Annotated in this window: 16 protein-coding genes; 8 read left to right on the forward strand and 8 right to left on the reverse strand. The window is 70.8% G+C overall.

The genetic code is table 11. The annotated features are described in order from the left end of the window. Nucleotides 1-92: 92 nt before the first annotated feature. A complete protein-coding gene (locus tag ABEB17_RS05710; protein WP_345715628.1) occupies nucleotides 93-2621 on the reverse strand; it encodes an ATP-dependent Clp protease ATP-binding subunit in 2529 nt (842 codons plus the stop codon). A 298-nt stretch (nucleotides 2622-2919) separates the two neighbouring features. Between ABEB17_RS05710 and ABEB17_RS05715 the strand changes: the two genes are divergently transcribed. Then, on the forward strand, nucleotides 2920-3249 hold the full coding sequence (locus ABEB17_RS05715) for a hypothetical protein (protein ID WP_345715629.1): 330 nt from the start codon (nucleotides 2920-2922) through the stop codon (nucleotides 3247-3249). A 223-nt stretch (nucleotides 3250-3472) separates the two neighbouring features. On the opposite strand, the gene ABEB17_RS05720 is transcribed toward ABEB17_RS05715, so the two are convergent. The 4 genes from ABEB17_RS05720 to ku form a co-directional block, all read right to left on the reverse strand. Next, the gene (locus ABEB17_RS05720; RefSeq protein ID WP_345715630.1) at nucleotides 3473-4387 is read right to left on the reverse strand and encodes a hypothetical protein; all 915 of its coding nucleotides are present in this window, start codon (nucleotides 4385-4387) and stop codon (nucleotides 3473-3475) included. Between the two features lie 135 nt (nucleotides 4388-4522). Next, a complete protein-coding gene (locus ABEB17_RS05725; protein WP_345715631.1) occupies nucleotides 4523-6748 on the reverse strand; it encodes a M4 family metallopeptidase in 2226 nt (741 codons plus the stop codon). 221 nt (nucleotides 6749-6969) lie between these two features. Further along, on the reverse strand, nucleotides 6970-7887 hold the full coding sequence (locus tag ABEB17_RS05730; RefSeq protein WP_345715632.1) for a hypothetical protein: 918 nt from the start codon (nucleotides 7885-7887) through the stop codon (nucleotides 6970-6972). A gap of 6 nt (nucleotides 7888-7893) precedes the next feature. Beyond that, nucleotides 7894-8877, reverse strand: a complete 984-nt coding sequence (gene ku, locus ABEB17_RS05735) for a non-homologous end joining protein Ku (RefSeq protein WP_345715633.1) — start codon at nucleotides 8875-8877, stop codon at nucleotides 7894-7896. A gap of 79 nt (nucleotides 8878-8956) precedes the next feature. On the opposite strand from ku, the gene ligD (ABEB17_RS05740) reads away from it, so the two are divergent. From ligD (ABEB17_RS05740) to ABEB17_RS05770, 7 genes are all read left to right on the forward strand, one after another. Further along, a complete protein-coding gene (gene ligD, locus ABEB17_RS05740; RefSeq protein WP_345715634.1) occupies nucleotides 8957-9910 on the forward strand; it encodes a non-homologous end-joining DNA ligase in 954 nt (317 codons plus the stop codon). Further along, nucleotides 9900-10823 carry a non-homologous end-joining DNA ligase gene (gene ligD / locus ABEB17_RS05745; protein ID WP_345715635.1) on the forward strand — a complete coding sequence of 308 codons (924 nt, stop codon included), beginning with the start codon at nucleotides 9900-9902 and terminating at the stop codon, nucleotides 10821-10823. Before ligD (ABEB17_RS05740) ends, ligD (ABEB17_RS05745) begins: the two co-directional genes overlap by 11 nt. A gap of 103 nt (nucleotides 10824-10926) precedes the next feature. Next, a complete protein-coding gene (locus ABEB17_RS05750; protein ID WP_345715636.1) occupies nucleotides 10927-11496 on the forward strand; it encodes a dihydrofolate reductase family protein in 570 nt (189 codons plus the stop codon). A 114-nt stretch (nucleotides 11497-11610) separates the two neighbouring features. Beyond that, nucleotides 11611-12450, forward strand: a complete 840-nt coding sequence (locus tag ABEB17_RS05755; RefSeq protein WP_345715637.1) for an SDR family NAD(P)-dependent oxidoreductase — start codon at nucleotides 11611-11613, stop codon at nucleotides 12448-12450. A gap of 71 nt (nucleotides 12451-12521) precedes the next feature. Beyond that, a complete protein-coding gene (locus ABEB17_RS05760; RefSeq protein WP_345715638.1) occupies nucleotides 12522-13394 on the forward strand; it encodes a phosphotransferase family protein in 873 nt (290 codons plus the stop codon). A 96-nt stretch (nucleotides 13395-13490) separates the two neighbouring features. Next, the gene (locus tag ABEB17_RS05765; RefSeq protein ID WP_345715639.1) at nucleotides 13491-14984 is read left to right on the forward strand and encodes a hypothetical protein; all 1494 of its coding nucleotides are present in this window, start codon (nucleotides 13491-13493) and stop codon (nucleotides 14982-14984) included. A 253-nt stretch (nucleotides 14985-15237) separates the two neighbouring features. Then, on the forward strand, nucleotides 15238-17259 hold the full coding sequence (locus ABEB17_RS05770; protein WP_345715640.1) for a S53 family peptidase: 2022 nt from the start codon (nucleotides 15238-15240) through the stop codon (nucleotides 17257-17259). A gap of 155 nt (nucleotides 17260-17414) precedes the next feature. Here ABEB17_RS05770 and ABEB17_RS05775 read toward each other — a convergent pair whose 3' ends face one another. The 3 genes from ABEB17_RS05775 to ABEB17_RS05785 all read right to left on the reverse strand — a co-directional run. Then, nucleotides 17415-17744 (reverse strand): histone-like nucleoid-structuring protein Lsr2, encoded by a 330-nt coding sequence (locus tag ABEB17_RS05775; RefSeq protein ID WP_345715641.1) that lies wholly within the window; start codon nucleotides 17742-17744, stop codon nucleotides 17415-17417. Nucleotides 17745-17860: 116 nt separating this feature from the next. Further along, nucleotides 17861-18040, reverse strand: a complete 180-nt coding sequence (locus tag ABEB17_RS05780) for a hypothetical protein (protein WP_345715826.1) — start codon at nucleotides 18038-18040, stop codon at nucleotides 17861-17863. A gap of 24 nt (nucleotides 18041-18064) precedes the next feature. Then, the coding region (locus tag ABEB17_RS05785; protein ID WP_345715642.1) for an amino acid--tRNA ligase-related protein at nucleotides 18065-18368 on the reverse strand (304 nt) is incomplete at its 5' end.

An 18368-nucleotide genomic window follows, 5' to 3' on the forward strand; every position in this document is an offset into this window, starting at 1 on the left:
GTTCGGGAACCGCGAGGCGTTCGTGAACTGCGAGGCGGCGCGCACCCTGCTGGGTGCGCGCCGCCTCGGGCGTGCTGGGTGGCTCGGCCGGCTCAGACGGCCGGCGCCTCGCCCGACTCACCGGCGGGCTGGGACGGGGCACCCGCGCCGGCCACGACGGGCTCCGGGACGGACTTCGGTGCCCCGGTGAAGGTGAAGGCGCGCTCCTTGCCCTCGCCCTCGACGTCGACCAGCACGATGGAGCCGGCCTTGAGCTCGCCGTACAGGATCTTCTCGGACAGCACGTCCTCGATGTCCCGCTGGATGGTCCGGCGCAGCGGCCGGGCACCCAGGACCGGGTCGTAGCCCTTCTCCGCGAGCAGCGTCTTGGCCGCGGAGGTGAGCTCGATGCCCATGTCCTTGTCCTTGAGCCGCGCGTCCAGCTTGGCCAGCATGAGGTCGACGATCCGGATGATCTCGTCCTGGGTCAGCTGCGGGAAGACGATGGTGTCGTCGACCCGGTTGAGGAACTCCGGCCGGAAGTGCTGCTTGAGCTCGTCGTTGACCTTGGCCTTCATCCGCTCGTAGCCGGTCGCGGTGTCGCTACCGGACGAGAACCCGACGCCCTGGCCCTTGGAGATGTCCCGGGTGCCGAGGTTGGTCGTCATGATGATCACGGTGTTCTTGAAGTCGACCATGCGGCCCTGCGAGTCGGTCAGGCGACCGTCCTCCAGGATCTGCAGGAGCGAGTTGAAGATGTCCGGGTGGGCCTTCTCGACCTCGTCGAACAGCACGACCGAGAACGGCTTGCGGCGCACCTTCTCGGTGAGCTGGCCGCCCTCCTCGTAGCCGACGTAGCCGGGCGGGGAGCCGAACAGCCGCGAGACCGTGTGCTTCTCGCTGAACTCGCTCATGTCGAGCTGGATCAGCGAGTCCTCGTCGCCGAACAGGAACTCGGCGAGCGTCTTGGCCAGCTCGGTCTTACCGACGCCGGTGGGGCCGGCGAAGATGAACGAGCCGCCCGGACGGCGCGGGTCCTTGAGGCCAGCCCGGGTGCGGCGGATGGCCTGGGACAGCGCCTTGATGGCGTCGTCCATGCCGACGATCCGCTTGTGCAGCTCGTCCTCCATGCGCAGCAGCCGCGAGGACTCCTCCTCGGTGAGCTTGAACACCGGGATGCCCGTGGCGGTGGCCAGGACCTCGGCGATCAGCTCCTCGTCGACCTCGGCGACGACGTCCATGTCGCCGGCCTTCCACTGCTTCTCGCGCTCGTTCTTCTCGCCGAGCAGGCGCTTCTCGGTGTCGCGCAGCGAGGCGGCCTTCTCGAAGTCCTGCGCGTCGATCGCGGACTCCTTCTCGCGCCGGGTGGCGGCGATGCGCTCGTCGAACTCGCGCAGGTCCGGGGGCGCCGTCATGCGACGGATCCGCAACCGTGCGCCGGCCTCATCGATCAGGTCGATCGCCTTGTCCGGCAGGAACCGGTCGTTGATGTACCGGTCGGCCAGCGTGGCGGCACCCACCAGGGCGGCGTCGGTGATCGAGACGCGGTGGTGCGCCTCGTACCGGTCGCGCAGCCCCTTGAGGATCTCGATGGTGTGCGCGAGGTTCGGCTCGGCGACCTGGATGGGCTGGAAGCGACGCTCGAGCGCCGGGTCCTTCTCGATGTACTTGCGGTACTCGTCGAGGGTCGTCGCCCCGATGGTCTGCAGCTCGCCGCGGGACAGCATCGGCTTGAGGATGGACGCCGCGTCGATCGCGCCCTCGGCCGCACCCGCCCCGACGAGGGTGTGGATCTCGTCGATGAACAGGATGATGTCGCCGCGGGTGCGGATCTCCTTCAGCACCTTCTTAAGGCGCTCCTCGAAGTCACCGCGGTAGCGGCTGCCGGCCACCAGCGCGCCGAGGTCGAGGGTGTAGATCTGCTTGTCCTTGAGCGTCTCGGGCACCTCGCCCTTGACGATCCCCTGGGCCAGGCCCTCGACGACGGCGGTCTTGCCGACGCCGGGCTCGCCGATCAGGATCGGGTTGTTCTTGGTGCGGCGGGACAGCACCTGCATGACCCGCTCGATCTCCTTCTCGCGACCGATCACCGGGTCGAGCTTGCCCTCGCGGGCGCCCTGGGTGAGGTTGCGGCCGAACTGGTCGAGCACCAGCGAGCCGGACGGCGTGCCCTCGGCCGGGCCGGTCGCGGCCGGCTCCTTGCCCTGGTAGCCGGACAGCAGCTGGATGACCTGCTGGCGGACCCGGTTGAGGTCGGCGCCGAGCTTGACCAGCACCTGGGCGGCGACGCCCTCGCCCTCGCGGATCAGCCCGAGCAGGATGTGCTCGGTACCGATGTAGTTGTGGCCGAGCTGCAGCGCCTCACGCAGGCTGAGCTCCAGCACCTTCTTGGCGCGCGGGGTGAAGGGGATGTGGCCGGACGGAGCCTGCTGGCCCTGGCCGATGATCTCCTGAACCTGCTCGCGCACGGCGTCGAGCGAGATGCCGAGGCTCTCCAACGCCTTGGCGGCCACGCCCTCGCCCTCGTGGATCAGCCCGAGCAGGATGTGCTCGGTGCCGATGTAGTTGTGGTTGAGCATCCGCGCTTCTTCCTGCGCGAGCACCACAACCCGTCGGGCCCGGTCGGTGAACCTCTCGAACATCTGCATTCTCCTCGCGAGCGGTAGGCAGGAGCGGGGCTCTCCCCTCCCTCGCCACGTCGATGCTATCCCCGTGGTGTGACACGAGCCGGATCGTCGCCCACATCGTGACCTCACGGACACCCGGACAGACCAGACCTGCGTCTGATCGGCTCAACGTCGGGTGGACCTGAGCATGTTCCGCCGAGGGGCCCGCGTTCGCCCTGCGCGGAATCCCGCTGGGCGAACCTGCATGATCACTAAGCGAGGTCCTCGCGGTGATCATGCACGTTCGCCCCGCGCGGTGCGGCACACTCCTCGGATGGATCAGGTGCTGGTGCTGCTGGACGCCCGGGTCGCCGAGGCTGCCGAGGCGTGGCTGACGGACCCGCGGGACGTCGGGGTCTACGCGCGGCTGGTGGCCGCCGTCCAGGACCGCCGACGGCACCTGAGCCCGCCGGACGACGTCCCCGCCGGTCCGGACGACGAGAGGGACCTCCGGTCCGACGCGAGCCCCGGGCAGGGGGCCGACGAGGACGTCGACGGGCTCGCATCGGACCGGGCCAGCACCGTCCGCTCCGTCGGAGAGGCGCTCGCCGGCGACCCGCGGGACGCGTTGGCGCGACTGCGCCGGGGCGGCACGATCCCCTGAACGACCAAGGGCCCGCACCACACGCTGCTGCGTGGTGCGGGCCGTCCAACCGCCGGGACGGGCACTGGAGTGGCCGGCGGCTGGTCTCGGTTCGACGAGGTGAGTCTTGCCTGCAGAACCGCTGCGAGACAAGGGGGACGGCGCCCCGCGTCGGGCGTCGCTCAGCCCTTCGTGCGGAGGGCGGTAAAGACGGTAGAAAAGTGCTGCGCCAAGCACATGATCATCAGTCCCAGTCCCAGGTCAGCCCGTACTCGCCGGCCGGCTGGTCGAAGACCACGGACCGCAGCACCCCCGCCGCCGAGACCCGCACCGGGCTGCGCTGCTCGTGCTTGCCCGCAGGCTTGCGCAGCGCGAACGAGCGGACCGGGACCTGCTCGGGGTCGAAGAACACCTCGACGACGCACATCCGCACCGGCCGGTAGAACAGCGCCGTGCAGTTGATCGACGGCTCCCCCTCGGGGTCCAGGTGCGCCTCGTACTCCACGACCGTGCGCTCACCCTTGGCCAGCGTGGTGTCGAGCACCAGCTCGGTGACGACGAAGCCGTCGCTGGTGGCGCGCTGACGGCCCACGCTGACCCCGGCGATCGCTTCCACGTGCAGCTGGTCGGGACGTCCGGTCAGCCTGGCCATCGTCAGCCGGGTGCGGGTCAGGTCGTCGCGCATGGCCTCGACCACGTTGAGGTGCCGCGCCGTGCGCTCCACCCGGCGGCCGTCGACCCGCTGGCGCAGGTGGGCGCTGACCACCCGCAGGTCTGGCTTGACCAGGTCGAGCTCGCTCAGCACGGCGCTCAGCGACGCCGAGTCCCGCCAGATGGTCTCGTCGTCCACCGGCCGCGCCGCGTCCCGGCCGCGCCGGCGCTTCTGCCCGAGCAGGTCGGACAGCGAACGCGCCTCCAGGCCGAGCACCAGCTCCAGCTCGGCCAGCGCCGCCATGGACACCGGCCGCTCCGGACGCCGGGTGCCGCGCACCCAGCAGCTCAGCGTCGGCACGCTGACCGTGGCGCCCCGCTCGGTGAGCCGGTGCTGCAGCCGCTGCAGGGTCAGCCCGCGGTGCTCGACCGCCGTAGCCAGCGCCTCGTGGAAGGGACCGCGCTCGAGCAGGTGAGCGAGGTCGTCGCGCCGGTCCTGGTCCGTCATGCGCCCTCCCATCGGCAGCGGTGCGGATCGTGACGAACAGTGTCACCTGACCAGGGTGCGCTCGCCAGACGCGCGCGAGCGCGACCCGCACCGCCCGGGTACAGGCGGTGCGGGTCGCGGTCTCGCGGTCCGCAGTCAGCCCGTGGTGACCGCCGTGTCGTCCACGACGAAGCTGGTCTGCAGGTAGGCGTCCTCGTTGAGCAGGAACTTCACCGTGACGCTCTGGCCGCGGTAGCGGGACAGGTCGACGGTCTTCTGCACGTAGCCGCTGGATGCGTTCCGGTTGGAGTACGTGGCCAGCGTGCTGGTGGTGCCACCCGCGATGCCCTGGATCTTCAGGGTGTCGTAGGCGACGTCCTCGTTCTCCTCGGTGTCGATCGCCACCCAGAAGCTCAGGGTCGCCGAGGTCGCCGAGGCCGGGATCGTGACGGCCTGCTGCTCGTACTCGGTGGCCCGGTAGCCGTAGCCGCCGAGCCACGCCTTGTACGAGCCGGTGCGGGCCGGTCGCGCCGCGTCGTTGCTGATCGGGCCACGGGTGCCGGTCCAGCCGGTCTGGCCGGACTCGAACCCGGGGTTGGTCAGCAGGTTCTGACCGGACGGCGGCGTCGTGGTCGGCGTCCCGGTGGGCGTCTGGGTCGGGGTCTGGGTGGGGGTCTGGGTGGGGGTCTGGGTCGGGGTATGGGTCGGGGTGGTCGTGGAGCACTTGGTGGTGCCCTCGGCCACGGACACCGCGGACCAGGTCGCGGCGATGCCGGCGCACTCGGCGCTGCTGGCGCCGTACAGGTCGATCGCCGCCTTGAGCGTGCTGTTGCGCGCCTGCGGGTAGGTCTCGGTCGACGTCATGTACGTGCTGAGCGCCCGGTACCAGATCTTCTCGACCTTGGACCGGCCGATGCCGGCCAGGGTCGAGCCGTTGCAGGTCGCGCTGTTGTAGCTGACACCGTTGATCGTCTTGGCGCCCGAGCCCTCGCTGGCCAGGTAGAAGAAGTGGTTGCCGACCCCGGAGGAGTAGTGCGGGTCGAGGTTCTTGGTGCTGGTCGACCAGCAGTCGACGCTGCCTGCGCCGTCCTTGGACGGTTTGTCCATGTACCGCAACGGGGTGCCGTTGCCGTTGAAGTTGATCTTCTCGCCGAGCAGGTAGTCACCGACGTCGTTGGGGTTGTTCTCGTAGAACTCGACGGAGGTGCCGAAGATGTCGGACGTCGACTCGTTCAGCCCGCCAGCGTCGCCGGTGTAGGCCAGGCCCGCGGTGTTCTCGGTGACACCGTGGCTCATCTCGTGACCCGCGATGTCGATCTCGACGAGCGGGCTCGCACTGTTGCGCCCGTCGCCGTACGTCATCTGGGCGCCGTCCCAGAAGGCGTTGTTGTAGGCGCTGCCGTAGTGCACCCGCGAGCGCACACCGTTGCCGTTGTCGAAGATGCCGTTCCGGCCGTGCACGGACCTGTAGTAGTCCCAGGTCGCCGCCGCGCCGTAGTGCGCGTCGGCCGCCGCTGAGGCGCGGTCACTGGTGGCGTTGTTGCCCCAGACGTTGTCCGCATCGGTGAACGTCGTGCCGTTGCCGGACGTCGCCCCCTTGAGGTCGGTGGTGGTGCCGTTGCCGTGCGCGGTGTCGACGAGCGAGTAGCTGCTGCCGCTGCCGCTCGTGGTGATCGTGACGTTGCCGGAGTACAGGGTCTTCCCGGTGCCCTCGGCGGTCTCGATGTCGTCCCAGGTCGTCAGGGTCCGGCCGGTGACGGCGTCCACGAGGGTGTGGATGCGGCTGGGGGTCTGGTCGGCCCGGGTGCCGGTGGTCACCACGTCGTAGGCGAGCCGAGGGCTGGCGCCGGCGGCGTAGACGACGAGCTCGGGGCTGGCGTCCTTGCTGGCGCCGGCCCGCAGCGCTGAACCGTCCTGCTGGGCGAACCCGCGGGCGGCCAAGGCACCGTCCGCGGACGCGGTCCCGGGACGCACGCTTGGCGTGGTCGACCCCACCGCGACCACACCGGAGCCGGCGTGGTCCACCGAGTGCACCGCGCCGGTCGCGTCGCGGTGCACCACGAGGTCACCCCCGATGGCCCGCAGGCCGGCGAAGCTGCGCTCGTAGCGGGTGTGCACGGTGCCGTTCGCGTCAGTGATCACGTCCTTGACCCGCAGGGTCTCCTGCGGACCCAGCCCGAGAACCTTGCCGACGGACGGGGCGGCGACCTGAGCCGACGCGAGCAGGGCGGCTCGGGACGGCTGGGGCGGGGACTGGGCGGACGACTGGGCCAGGCCGGACGCCGGACCGGCCGGGACGGCGGCCGATCCCGTGCCGGGCACGAAGACGGAGGCCGCGACGGCTGCTGCCGCGACGGCGCCCAGGGTTGTCGTTCTCTTCACTGCGTCTCCTCGAGAAGGGCTGCGCGGGGTGGTCCGCGAGCGGGACGCGCCTGCGGTCCGGGCAAACCGGGCAGATCCGACGGCGCGCCGCGCAGTCTGGTCACGGAACCCGCTGTGCGACAAGGGGTGTGGAGGTCGCGCGGACGCGGTCCGGCAGGCGCCGTGCGGACGCAGGTAAATTTCGTAGAAAACCCGGACGAGCCCCCGGCGTCAGTCGGACGTCAGGCCGGCCACTGCCAGGTGAGTCCGTACTCGCCCGCCGGTTGGTCGAACAGTGCGGTGCGCAGCACCCCTGCGGACGACAGCGGGACGTCGACCCGCTGCTCGTGCTTGCCGGCCGGCCGCCGCAGCGCGAACCCCCTGGCGGGCAACCGGTCCGGATCGAAGAAGACCTCCACCAGGCACTGCCGCACCGGGCGGTGGAACAGCGCGGTGCACTCGGTGGACGGGGCTCCGGCCGCGTCGAGCTGCACCGCGTACTCGACGATGGTGCGCCCACCCTTGGCGAGCGTCGCGTCCAGCAGCAGCTCGGCGACGAGGAACCCGTCGGGGGTCCGACGCAGCCGTCCGGTCTGCGCGCCGGTGACGGCCCGGAGCCGGGTGGCCTCCGTGCTGCCGGCCAGGTGCCCGATGGTGACCCGCATGCGGTCGGTGTCGTCCTTGGTGGACTCCATGACGTTGACGTGGCGCAGCTCGCGCTCGACACCCCGCTCGTCCACGGTCTGCCGGACGTGCACGCTGACCACCCGCAGGTCCGGGCGGGGCAGGTCGAGCTCGCGCAGCGCGTCGTGCAGGGACCGCGACGGCTGCCACAGCTCGGCGTCCGCGATCGGCCGGGCGGCGTCGCGACCTCGGCGGCGCGGGCGTCCGAGCAGGTCCGAGAGGGCGCGCGGCGGTAGCCCCAGCACGCCCTCGAGCTCGGCGAGCGCCTGGCGGGACTGCGGCCGCTCCGGCTGACGGGTACCGCGCACCCAGCAGCTCAACGTCGGGACGCTGACCGGGCTCGCGCGCAGGGCCAGGTGGTGCTGCAGGCGGGCGAGCGTCAGGCCACGGTTCGCGACGGCCGCCGCGAGCGCCTCGTGGAACGGGCCGTGCTCGAGCAGCCGGGTCAGCTCGTCGGGCAGCGTCTGCTCGCTCACCTGCGGTCAGGCGCTGCGCTTCTTGGCGACCGTCTTCTTGGCCGTGGCCTTGCTCGTGCTGCTGGTGCTCTTCTTCGCCGCGGCCTTCTTCGTGGTTGCCTTCTTGGCCGCGGTCTTCTTCGCCGCGGCCTTGGTGGTGGACTTCGCGGCTGCCTTCTTGGCGGCCTTGCCGGACGAGCCATCCTCGGTCGACGCGGACTCGGCGGGCTTGCCCTTGGCCGCGTCCACGGACCGCTGCAGGGCGGCCATCAGGTCGAGCACCTGGCCGCTGTCGACCGACGACGTGCCGGGCTCCTCGACCTTGCTGCTCTCGCCCTTGTCGAGCTTGCCCTCGACGACGGCGACGACCGCCTCGCGGTACTCGTCACCGAACTCGTCCGGGTCGTACTCGCCGGCCATCGACTCGATCAGCGAGGAGGCCATCGCCAGCTCCTGCGGGCGCAGCTCGTCGAGGTCCCCGAGGGTGTCGAAGTCGGCCTGCCGGATCTCGTCCGGCCACAGCATCGTCTGGAGCACGATGACGTCGTCCCGGACGCGCAGCACCGCGAGTGTCGACCGGCTGCGGATCGCGACGTGCACCAGCGCCATCCGGTCGGAGGCCTTGAGGGCTTCGCGGAGCAGCGCGTAGGGCTTGACGCCGGACTTCTCCGGCTCGAGGTAGTAGGACTTCTCGAAGAGCATCGGGTCGATCTGCTCCGACGGGACGAAGCGCTCGACGTCGATCTCGCGACTGCCGGTGACGGGCAGCTCGGCCAGGTCCTCGTCGGTCAGCACCACCAGGTCACCCTCGGGGGACTCGTACCCCTTGGCGATCTCGTCGTACGCAACCTCTTCGCCGCAGACCTGGCAGACCCGGCGGTAGCGGATCCGGCCGCCGTCCTTGCGGTGCACCTGGTGAAACGCGACGTCGTGGCTCTGGGTGGCGGTGTACATCTTCACCGGCACGTTCACCAGGCCGAACGAGACCGCGCCCTTCCACATCGCCCTCATCTGCCCGCTCCCTCCGGTCCGACGACAGCCGGCCCGACATATGTCGTCTTCACGACGACGCTACAGGCAGGATGGTCCTATGCGCCCCATGCTCGCCACCCCTGCGCCCTCTGGCGCAACGCCGCCGGGGGGCGACGACTGGGTGCACGAGGTCAAGTGGGACGGGATGCGGGTCCTCGCGGACGTGACCGACGGACGGCTGCGGCTGACCTCGCGCACCGAGTCCGACGTCACGGTGTCGTACCCCGAGCTGGCCGGTCTGGTGGACGTGGTGGCCGACGGGATGCTGGACGGCGAGGTGGTGGCGTTCGCGAACGGCAAGCCGGACTTCGGGGTGCTGGCGGAGCGGATGCACGTGAAGGACGCCCGGCGGGCGGCCGCTCTGGCGCAACGGTTCCCGGTGTCCTACGTGGTGTTCGACGTGCTGCGGCTGTACGGGGTACCGCTGCTCGGACGCGCCTTCGACGAGCGCCGGCACACCTTGGAGCGGATCGAGCTCGGCGAGCCGGGGGCGGGGCCGTGGCAGGTCCCCGGCGTGTTCGACGACGGGGCCGCCCTGCTGGAGGCCACGAAGGCCAACGGGCTCGAGGGCATCGTCAGCAAACGACGCAGCTCCGTGTACCGCCCCGGAGTGCGCAGCCGGGACTGGGTCAAGCGCGCCCACCGCAGCACCCAGACCTGCGTGGTCGGCGGGTGGCGCCCGCAGACCGGGACGTCGTCGGTGGTGGGTGCGTTGCTGGTCGGGCTGCCGGACGGCGCGGGGCGGCTGACGTACCTGGGACGCGTAGGGTCCGGCATCGGCGGGAACGCGGCGAGACTGCTGTCCGGGCTGCTGGACCCGTTGGCCCGCAACGACTCCCCGTTCGCCGACGACGTCCCGGCCATCGACGCCCGCGGCACCCACTGGGTGCAGCCGACCGTCTGCGTGGAGGTCGAGCACCTCGGCTACGGCTCGGGTGGGCGGCTGCGGCAGCCGGCCTGGCGCGGCGTCCGGCGCGACGTCCGGGTGGAGGAGCTGGTCCGTGAGTCCTGACCGCAGCGACGCGCACCAGGCGCAGGTCGAGATCGACGGCCGCCGGCTGAAGCTGAGCAACCTGGACAAGGTGCTGTACGCCTCGACGGGCACCACCAAGGCGGAGATCATCGACTACTACGCCAAGGTCGCGCCGGTCATGCTGCCCCTGCTGGCCCACCGCCCGGTGAGCCGGTTCCGGTGGCCGAACGGGGTGGAGGCGGCGTCCTTCGTCGAGAAGGCGATGCCGAAGGGCGCGCCCGACTGGGTGGCGACCGTGACGCTCGACGCACCCGGGTCCTCGCGCGAGCGGATCACCTACCCCGTGGTCGACGGCCTGCCGACCCTGGTCTGGCTGGCCAACCTCGCGGCCCTGGAGCTGCACGTGCCGCAGTGGACCGTCGGCCCCCGTGGCGGCCAGCGCGACCCGGACCGGCTCGTCGTGGACCTCGACCCCGGCGCGCCCGCGGGACTGCCCGAGTGCGCCGAGGTCGCCCTCCTGGTCCGCGAACGGCTCGCCTCCGACGGCCTGGAGTGCGTCCCGGTGACCAGTGGCAGCAAGGGGCTCCAGCTGTACGCGCCGCTGTCCGGCGAGCAGGACGCCGACGTCGTCCGGGAGTACGCGCGGCGGCTGGCCGAGTCCCTGGCCTCGGACCACCGCAGCCTCGTCGTCTCGTCCATGGCGAAGGCGTTGCGCCCCAAGAAGGTCCTGCTCGACTGGAGCCAGAACCACCACGCGAAGACCACCATCTGCCCGTACTCCCTGCGCGGTCGCCCGCAGCCGAACGCCGCCGCCCCCCGCACCTGGGACGAGATCGAGGACGGCGGCTCCCTCAAGCAGCTGCCCTACCAGGAGGTCCTGGACCGCCTCGACGACCTCGCCCCCGTCACGGCAAGCCTCCTGGTGCCCGGGCCTCGCGTCCCTCCGTCCTGAGTGCTCTCGCGACGTGCGGGCGGACACCGATGAGAACTGGCCGCGGCACGAGTCTGAGTACGGTCCGGTGAAGGCGCCGCGCGCATCAGGGGAGAGCAACGAGATGAGACCACTTCGCTACTCGATCAACGTCACCCTCGACGGCTGCTGCCATCACGAGGCAGGGATCCCGCCCGACGAGGAGTCGATGCGCTACTGGACCGCTGAGATGGAACGAGCCGACGCCCTGCTCTTCGGCCGGGTGACCTACGAGATGATGGAGTCGGCGTGGCGGCGGCCGGCCACGGGCACGTGGCCGGACTGGATGACCGAGTGGGAGACCCCCTTCGCCGAGGCCATCGACCGGACGAAGAAGTACGTCGTGTCGAGCAGGCTCAGCGGGGTCGACTGGAATGCCGAGCTGGTGCAAGGCGACCTCGGGGAAGCGGTTCGGCGGCTCAAGCAGGAGCCAGGCGAGGGACTGTCCGTGGGCGGCGTGACCCTCCCCCTCGCGTTGGCAGACCTGGGGCTGATCGACGAGTACGAGTTCCTCGTGCAGCCCGTCCTGGCCGGGAACGGGCCGACGTTGCTCGCCGGTCTGCGTGAACGCATCCAGCTCGAGCTCGTGCATCGCCATGAGTTCCGGTCAGGGGCGGTCGCCCTGCGATACCGGCCCACGCAGGCAACGGCTTGACGTGAGGCGGACCGGCGCGTCGGCCGGTGCATCACCTGATCCACCAGCTGGCCGGATACCTGGGTGCTGGCGCGATGCTGGCTGTCGGGGGCGATCGACGCAAGGGTGGCCGGCATGAGCGATCGGCGGGTGGCCCTGGTGACCGGTACGTCGTCCGGGATCGGCTTGGAGGTGGCCCTGGGACTGGCCCGGCGGGGCGTGCACGTCGTGGCGACGGCGAGGGACGTCGCCAAGGGCGCTGGTCTGCTCGCCGCCGCCACGCAGGAGGGACTGACCGTCGAGCTGCGCGCCCTGGATGTGACCGTTCCGGAGCAGGCCGAGGCCTGCGTGACCGCGGTCGTGGCCGATCACGGCCGGCTCGACGTGTTGGTCAACAACGCCGGTCGCGGCAAGGTCGCGACGCTCGAGCAGCTGGACGACGGCGAGCTGCAGGAGCAGCTGGAGGTGAACTACCTCTCGGTGGCCCGGCTGACCAGGCTGGTGCTCCCCGTGATGCGGTCGGCCGGCCGCGGGCGGGTCGTGACCGTCACCAGTGTCGGCGGTGTGGTCGGCCAGCCGTTCGCGGACGCCTACTGCGGCGCGAAGTTCGCGGTCGAGGGGCTGATGCAGTCACTGGCGCCGGTGGTCGCACGGTTCGGCGTCGAGGTGGCGGTGGTCGAGCCAGCGGCGGTCGCCAGCGAGTTCGTGCGGAACACCGGCGCCGCCGACACCGGCAGCCCGTTGGACGACGACTACGCGCCGCTGCTCCAGGCGTACCTGCACCGCACGGGCCGCTCGTTCGCCACGGCGCAGCCGTCGAAGGAGGCCGCCGCCGTGGTGGTCGAGGCAGCGCTGACCGAGCAGCCTCGGTTCCGCTGGCAGACGTCGCCCTCCGCAGAGGGCTTCGCCGGGTTGTCGCTGGCCGATCTGTCTGGCGAGCGGGTGCTGGACCAGACGCGGACCTGGTTGACCTGAGCCCGAGCTCGGCGCAGGGACGGCGTCGTACCCGAGCCGGCGAGGAGCGCGTCTCGTGCATGCTGCAAGGCATGCATCGCGACGAAGTGCCGGTCGAGGTCCTGGCCGACGTGGTGAGGGCGGTCGGGGCGGAGGTCACTCTTCTCGGTCGGCTACCCGGAGGCGTCAATGCTGGTGCCGTGCGCGTCCAGCTGGCCGGACGGGCAGACGCCGTGCTCAAAGCAGTGCCCCGGACACACCCCGGTCAGCTTGACGAGACGTTGCGCAGCCAGAGAGTGGTCGCGCACATGCGCGGACGCGGCTATCCCACCCCGGCCTGGCTCGGCGTGGGGGCAACGCCCACTCACGTATGGCATCTGATGGACTTCGTTGATGCGGTCCCTGCGCCCGAGCTGACCCCGGCCCTCGTCGAGCAGCTCATGGAGATCATCGAGCTCCAGGCTGGCCAAGCCACCGAGGACTACGACCACTGGGGGTACGCCTGGCGGGTCGCTACCGGTCAGGAGCCGGCTGTCGCCGGGCTCTCGCGGTACTCCGCCGTGGTGTCGGCCTTGGTTGAGCGCCTGCGGCTCGCGTGCGCCGACGTCCCAGCACCACACGAGGCACCCGACATGGTCCACACGGATCTCAACCCGAGCAATGTCCTGGTCCGGGACGGAGCGGTGGTGTCAGTCGTGGACATCGTCAACGCGGGGAGCGGCACGCGAGCGACTGACCTCACCACCCTTCAGTGGCACACCTTCCAGGATCCGCTGGACGGGGTCCGTGGGCGGTTGTGGACGAGGATCCTCGAACTGGTCGGCTGGGAGTGGGCCGCAGCGCTCGCAGCCACACAGATCCTCCTGCAGCTCGAGTGGCCCATCCGTCTCGGGCGGCACGATCTTGTGGCTGACGTGGTCGAGCGCGGCCACCGCACCCTCGACGAGCTGAACGGGCTTCGCTGACCGTCACCCGGCGTCCGCCGGTCGGGTCAGTCCATCCTGCTTCCTGCTCTGCCTCTCGAAGGCTACGGTGGCGCGACCGTCCGAGAGGAGACCGTCGTGCCGAGTCGTCCGTCCCGTCCCCGTCGCGTCGTCCTGACGGCCGCGCTCGCCGCGGGTGCGCTGGTCGGCACCGTCCCGTGGCTCATCGCACCTGCCGCGTCCGCCGCGCCGACGGTGTGCCCGCCGCCGTTGGACGAGCGGGCGGCCCCGGACTACGACGGAGACTTCGCCGCGGACCTCACGGTGGGAGTCCCGACGGGTCTCGTCGGGGGCGTGCCCACCGGCGCGGTCGACATCCACTATGCCCAAGGCCGCGCCCAGCGGGTCGGCCCGGCCTCGTTCATCGGGATCCCCGCGGCGGCCGGCGACCTGTTCGGCGCCTCGGTGGAGAGCTTGCCGCCCGACCAGACCGCGGACTCCTGCGACGACCTGGCCATCGGGGCGCCCGGGAGCGACCGCGGTCGCGGAGCGGTCGTCATCGCTCACGGCAGTCTGACCGGCCTGACGTCCGCTGGCGCCGTCCGGCTGACCGGCCGGTCGGCTGGCGAGCGCTTCGGCGCCTCGATCGCGCTCGGGTCGGCCAGCGCCGACACCACCTCCTACGACCTCTACGTCGGCGCCCCCAACCGGACGGTGTCCGGTCGGGCGGGAGCCGGCGCAGTCGACATCTACCGCGTCCAGAAGGCGACTGGAGCCGCGACCTACCTCGGCGCGGTCACCGAGGACACCCCCGGCGTGCCCGGCGTCGCCGAGGCCGGGGACCACTTCGGCACGGTGCTCGCCTTCTCCGACACCCTGGCCGTCGGTGTCCCGGACGAGACGAGCGGCTCGCACCGCCAGGCCGGCGACGTCGTCCTGGTGAAGACCTCGACCACCGGTGCCGTCACGGCGGCCAGGCTCCTGCAGCAGGGGTACCAGGGTCTTCCCGGCGTGGCCGAGACCGGTGACCGGGTCGGCGCCGCGCTCTCGTGGTCCGGCGACGCGCTGTGGGTCGGCGAGCCCGGCGAGGCGATCGGCCGCGCCGCCGGCGCCGGCCAGGTCCAGGTGTTCCGCTCGGCGTGGGTGTCGCGTTCGAGCGGTGACGTGGGCACCATCACCCAGAACACCTACGCCGTACCCGGCACGGTCCAGGCGGGCGATCACTTCGGCGCCTCGGTGAACGCCCAGGGCAATCTCTGCAGCGCTCAAGCAGCAGCCGTCGGCTCTCCCGGCGAGGACATCGGTTCGGTCCGGGACGCCGGCGAGGTCACCATCGTCCTGTCGGTCGCCGGAGCCAACGCCTGCCAGCGGTCATACCACCAGGGTCCGGGTGGCGGTCTGGGTGGCGCCGCCGAGGCCGGTGACCAGGTCGGCGCGGCGCTTTCCGCGCTCAACCCCTGGGACAGCCTGGACCTGGTCGTGGGCATCCCGGGTGAGGGCGTCGGCAGCTCCGCGCACGCCGGCGGGGTCACGGTGGTTCACCCCGGTCTGGCCCCGAGGAGCTACGGCGACAGCGCCGGCCGCGTGACGAATTCTCGCTACGGGGCCGTGCTCGAGCCGTCGGCCTGGTGAGGGTCGCCCCCTGACGACTCCGTCGCTGAGATCAGAGCAGTGGGGCACAGAACCGGCTTCAGGTCCCCCCCTTCTCTGATTTCGCCGAGTCTGCCACCCAGTCGGCATTGACCCCGTGTGGCTCTCCGATCACACACGGCGACCGTTTCATACCTGTTCTATGGAATTGCACAAGAACCGTGACATCTGTCATGGGCGCTGGTGGACGACGGAGAAAGGCTCGCCTCAACCCGTTCTCCACGGAAGGATCTCCATGAGTCCACGCCTGTCCATCAAGGTGACGGCCGCTACCGCGGCCGCCTTGGTGGCCCCCACGTTGTTCGCCACCACGGCGTTCGCGGCCGCCGGTTCCGGCGCGTCCCGGCACGCGGTGGCCAATGCCCAGCCCGACCAGGTCAAGGGCGCCAAGGTCGTCGGCACCCCGTCGGCCAAGCAGCAGGCGGAGGTCCGGGTGTTCCTGGCCGGCCGCGACCAGGCCGGTCTGGCCAAGGCAGTCGCGGCGGTCGCCGACCCGCACAGCGCGAGCTACCAGCACTACCTGACTGCAGCCCAGATCAAGGCCGCGTACGCGCCGTCCGCCGCGTCCGTCGCGCGCACGAAGGCGTTCCTCAAGGGGTACGGCCTGACGATCGGGGAGATCCCGGCGAACAACGCCTACGTCACCGCGACCGGCTCGTTGTCCCAGCTGCAGAAGGCGTTCGGGACGACGCTGCACACGTACTCGGTATCCGGACACACCCTGCGTGCGGCGTCCAGCGCGCCGAGCGTCCCGGCGTCCTTGTCGGCCGACGTCATCGCGGTGTCCGGCTTGGCCAGCATCAGCCAGCTGATGTCCACTGACCGTGTCGGCGGCCCGACGACCACGCACCGCACCGCCAAGTCCGCGACGACCAAGGCCCCGCCACCGGACGCCTTCGTCAACGCCACCCCGTGCTCGACCTTCTACGGCCAGAAGCAGGCCACCACCGTTCCCACCGCCTACGGCAAGGTTCAGCCCTACGCCCCCTGCGGCTACGTGCCCGACCAGCTCGAGGGCGCCTACGGCCTGACCCGGTCGATCGCCAAGGGCTTCGACGGCCGCGGCGTCACGGTCGCGATCACCGACGCGTACGCCGCGCCGACGATCCTGTCCGACGCGAACACCTACGCGACCAGCCACGGCCAGAACGCGTTCAAGGGCAAGCAGTTCAAGCAGGTTCCGCCGGCCAAGCCGTACCGCTACGGCTACGACGACACCGTGAACGGCGACCTGTGCGGCGAGCAGGGCTGGTACGGCGAGGAGACCCTGGACGTCGAGGCCGTGCACGCCATGGCTCCCGGCGCGAACGTCACCTACGTCCCCGGCCGCTCCTGCGACAACGCCGACCTGCTGACCGCGGTCAACAAGGTCGTCGCCCGGCACCTGGCCGACATCGTCACGAACTCCTGGGGCGGCACCGACGAGTCCAACGGCTCCCCCGCGCTGGACACCGCCTACCAGCAGGTCTTCTACCAGGCCGCGCTCGAGGGCATCGGCGTCTACTTCTCTTCGGGCGACTCCGGTGACGGGGCCTCCGACAACAACGGCGTGCCGACGGTGCAGTCCCCGGCCAACAGCTCGCTGGTGACCGCGGTCGGCGGCACCTCGCTGGCCGTCAGCAAGACCAACACCCGGACGTTCGAGACCGGGTGGAGCACCTCGAAGTCCACGCTGACGGACGGCGCCTGGGACCCGACCCCTCCGGGCACCTACCAGTACGGCGGCGGGGGCGGCACCAGCCAGGTGTTCTCCCAGCCGGCGTACCAGAAGGGCGTCGTCCCGGCGTCCATCGCGAAGCGCTACAGCAAGCTTGGTGGGCGCGCGGTGCCGGACGTCTCGGCGCTGGGTGACCCGAACACCGGCATGCGGGTCGGCGAGACCCAGACGTTCCCGGACGGCACGGTCAAGTACTCCGAGTACCGCATCGGCGGCACCTCGCTGGCCAGCCCGCTGTTCGCCGGGATGATGGCGATCGCCGACCAGGTGTCCGGCCGTCCGCACGGGTTCGCCAACTATGCGCTGTACGACCTGTACGGCACGCAGGCGTACTTCGACCCGACGCACAAGGCCAACACCGGCGTCGTGCGGGTGGACTACGTGAACGGCGTCGACGACTCCGACGGCCTGACGACGTCCCTGCGCACGCTCGACGCACGCAACGGGACGACGATCCGGACCACCGCCGGGTACGACGACATCACCGGTGTGGGCACGCCCAACGGAGAGCGGTTCGTGGGCGGGCTCGGCGTCGGCTGATCGACGGGATCCAGCCGCCGCAAAAGCGACGCCCCCGCAGCCTCACCGTGGCTGCGGGGGCGTCCCTTTGCTCACACCCGCTTCCGCCGTCCAAGCCCCTTTCCGCCACTCAAGCCGGTTTTCCGGAAGGAAAAGCGGTCTGGGTGGCGGAAACGTCAGTGGGCGGCGTTGTACGCGTCGCGAACCGTGGCCGAGATGCGGCCGCGCTCGCTCACCTGGTGACCGTTCTGCTTGGCCCACTCGCGAATAGCCGCAGTGTCCTCAGACCCACCAGCACGGGACGCCGGACGCGCCGCCCGGGGGGACCGACCGGACACCCGACGGCCGCTGCCGACCCACAGCGAGAACGAGTCCCGCAGCTTGGCGGCGTTCTCGTCGTTCAGGTCGATCTCGTACGTCACCCCGTCCAACGCGAAGGTCACGGTCTGGCTCGCGTCACCGCCGTCGATATCGTCGATCAGGACGACCTGAACCTTCTGCGCCATTGCGGCTCGCCTTCTCTCGCTGAATTCTTGTCCACCCGGACAATCCAGCGAAAGCATTTCCTGTGCGTATTCGGTTTGTCAAAACCGAGGCACCGAAAGCGGCGCGACATTGGAGTTCAGCGAGAAATGCTGGGATCCGTCGGCGTCGTCGCGGCGGGGTGGTCCTTGTCCCACCGGGCCTGCGCGGTGCGCTCGCGGCGGTCGCCCTCGAGCATCGCCTTGATCGCGACGACGAACAGGAACAGCACCCCGACGGACGGGATGAGCGCGAGCAGGGCCTTCACCATGTCATCCACGGTACCTCTGCGCGCACGACGCCCTCAGTGCGGCTTCACCAGCGGGAACAAGATCGTGTCGCGGACGCCGAGCCCGGTCAGCGCCATCAGCAGCCGGTCCACGCCCATGCCCTGCCCACCGGACGGCGGCATCGCGTACTCCATGGCCCGCAGGAAGTCCTCGTCCACGCGCATGGCCTCCTCGTCGCCGAGCGCCGCGAACTTGGCCTGCTCCTCGAAGCGGTGCCGCTGGATCACCGGGTCGACCAGCTCGGAGTAGCCCGTGGCGAGCTCGAAGCCGCGGACGTAGAGATCCCACTTCTCGGTGAGCCCCGCCTCGCTGCGGTGG

Source organism: Angustibacter luteus, from assembly GCF_039541115.1.
Lineage (GTDB): Bacteria > Actinomycetota > Actinomycetes > Actinomycetales > Angustibacteraceae > Angustibacter > Angustibacter luteus.

Excerpts from the sequence above, each read along its gene's own strand:
- ABEB17_RS05710 (WP_345715628.1), bottom strand. The coding sequence starts at position 2,621 with ATGTTCGAGAGGTTCACCGACCGGGCCCGACGGGTTGTGGTGCTCGCG.
- ABEB17_RS05715 (WP_345715629.1), top strand. The coding sequence starts at position 2,920 with ATGGATCAGGTGCTGGTGCTGCTGGACGCCCGGGTCGCCGAGGCTGCC.
- ABEB17_RS05720 (WP_345715630.1), bottom strand. The coding sequence starts at position 4,387 with ATGACGGACCAGGACCGGCGCGACGACCTCGCTCACCTGCTCGAGCGC.
- ku (WP_345715633.1), bottom strand. The coding sequence starts at position 8,877 with ATGAGGGCGATGTGGAAGGGCGCGGTCTCGTTCGGCCTGGTGAACGTG.
- ligD (WP_345715634.1), top strand. The coding sequence starts at position 8,957 with ATGCGCCCCATGCTCGCCACCCCTGCGCCCTCTGGCGCAACGCCGCCG.
- ABEB17_RS05750 (WP_345715636.1), top strand. The coding sequence starts at position 10,927 with ATGAGACCACTTCGCTACTCGATCAACGTCACCCTCGACGGCTGCTGC.
- ABEB17_RS05755 (WP_345715637.1), top strand. The coding sequence starts at position 11,611 with ATGAGCGATCGGCGGGTGGCCCTGGTGACCGGTACGTCGTCCGGGATC.
- ABEB17_RS05760 (WP_345715638.1), top strand. The coding sequence starts at position 12,522 with ATGCATCGCGACGAAGTGCCGGTCGAGGTCCTGGCCGACGTGGTGAGG.
- ABEB17_RS05770 (WP_345715640.1), top strand. The coding sequence starts at position 15,238 with ATGAGTCCACGCCTGTCCATCAAGGTGACGGCCGCTACCGCGGCCGCC.
- ABEB17_RS05775 (WP_345715641.1), bottom strand. The coding sequence starts at position 17,744 with ATGGCGCAGAAGGTTCAGGTCGTCCTGATCGACGATATCGACGGCGGT.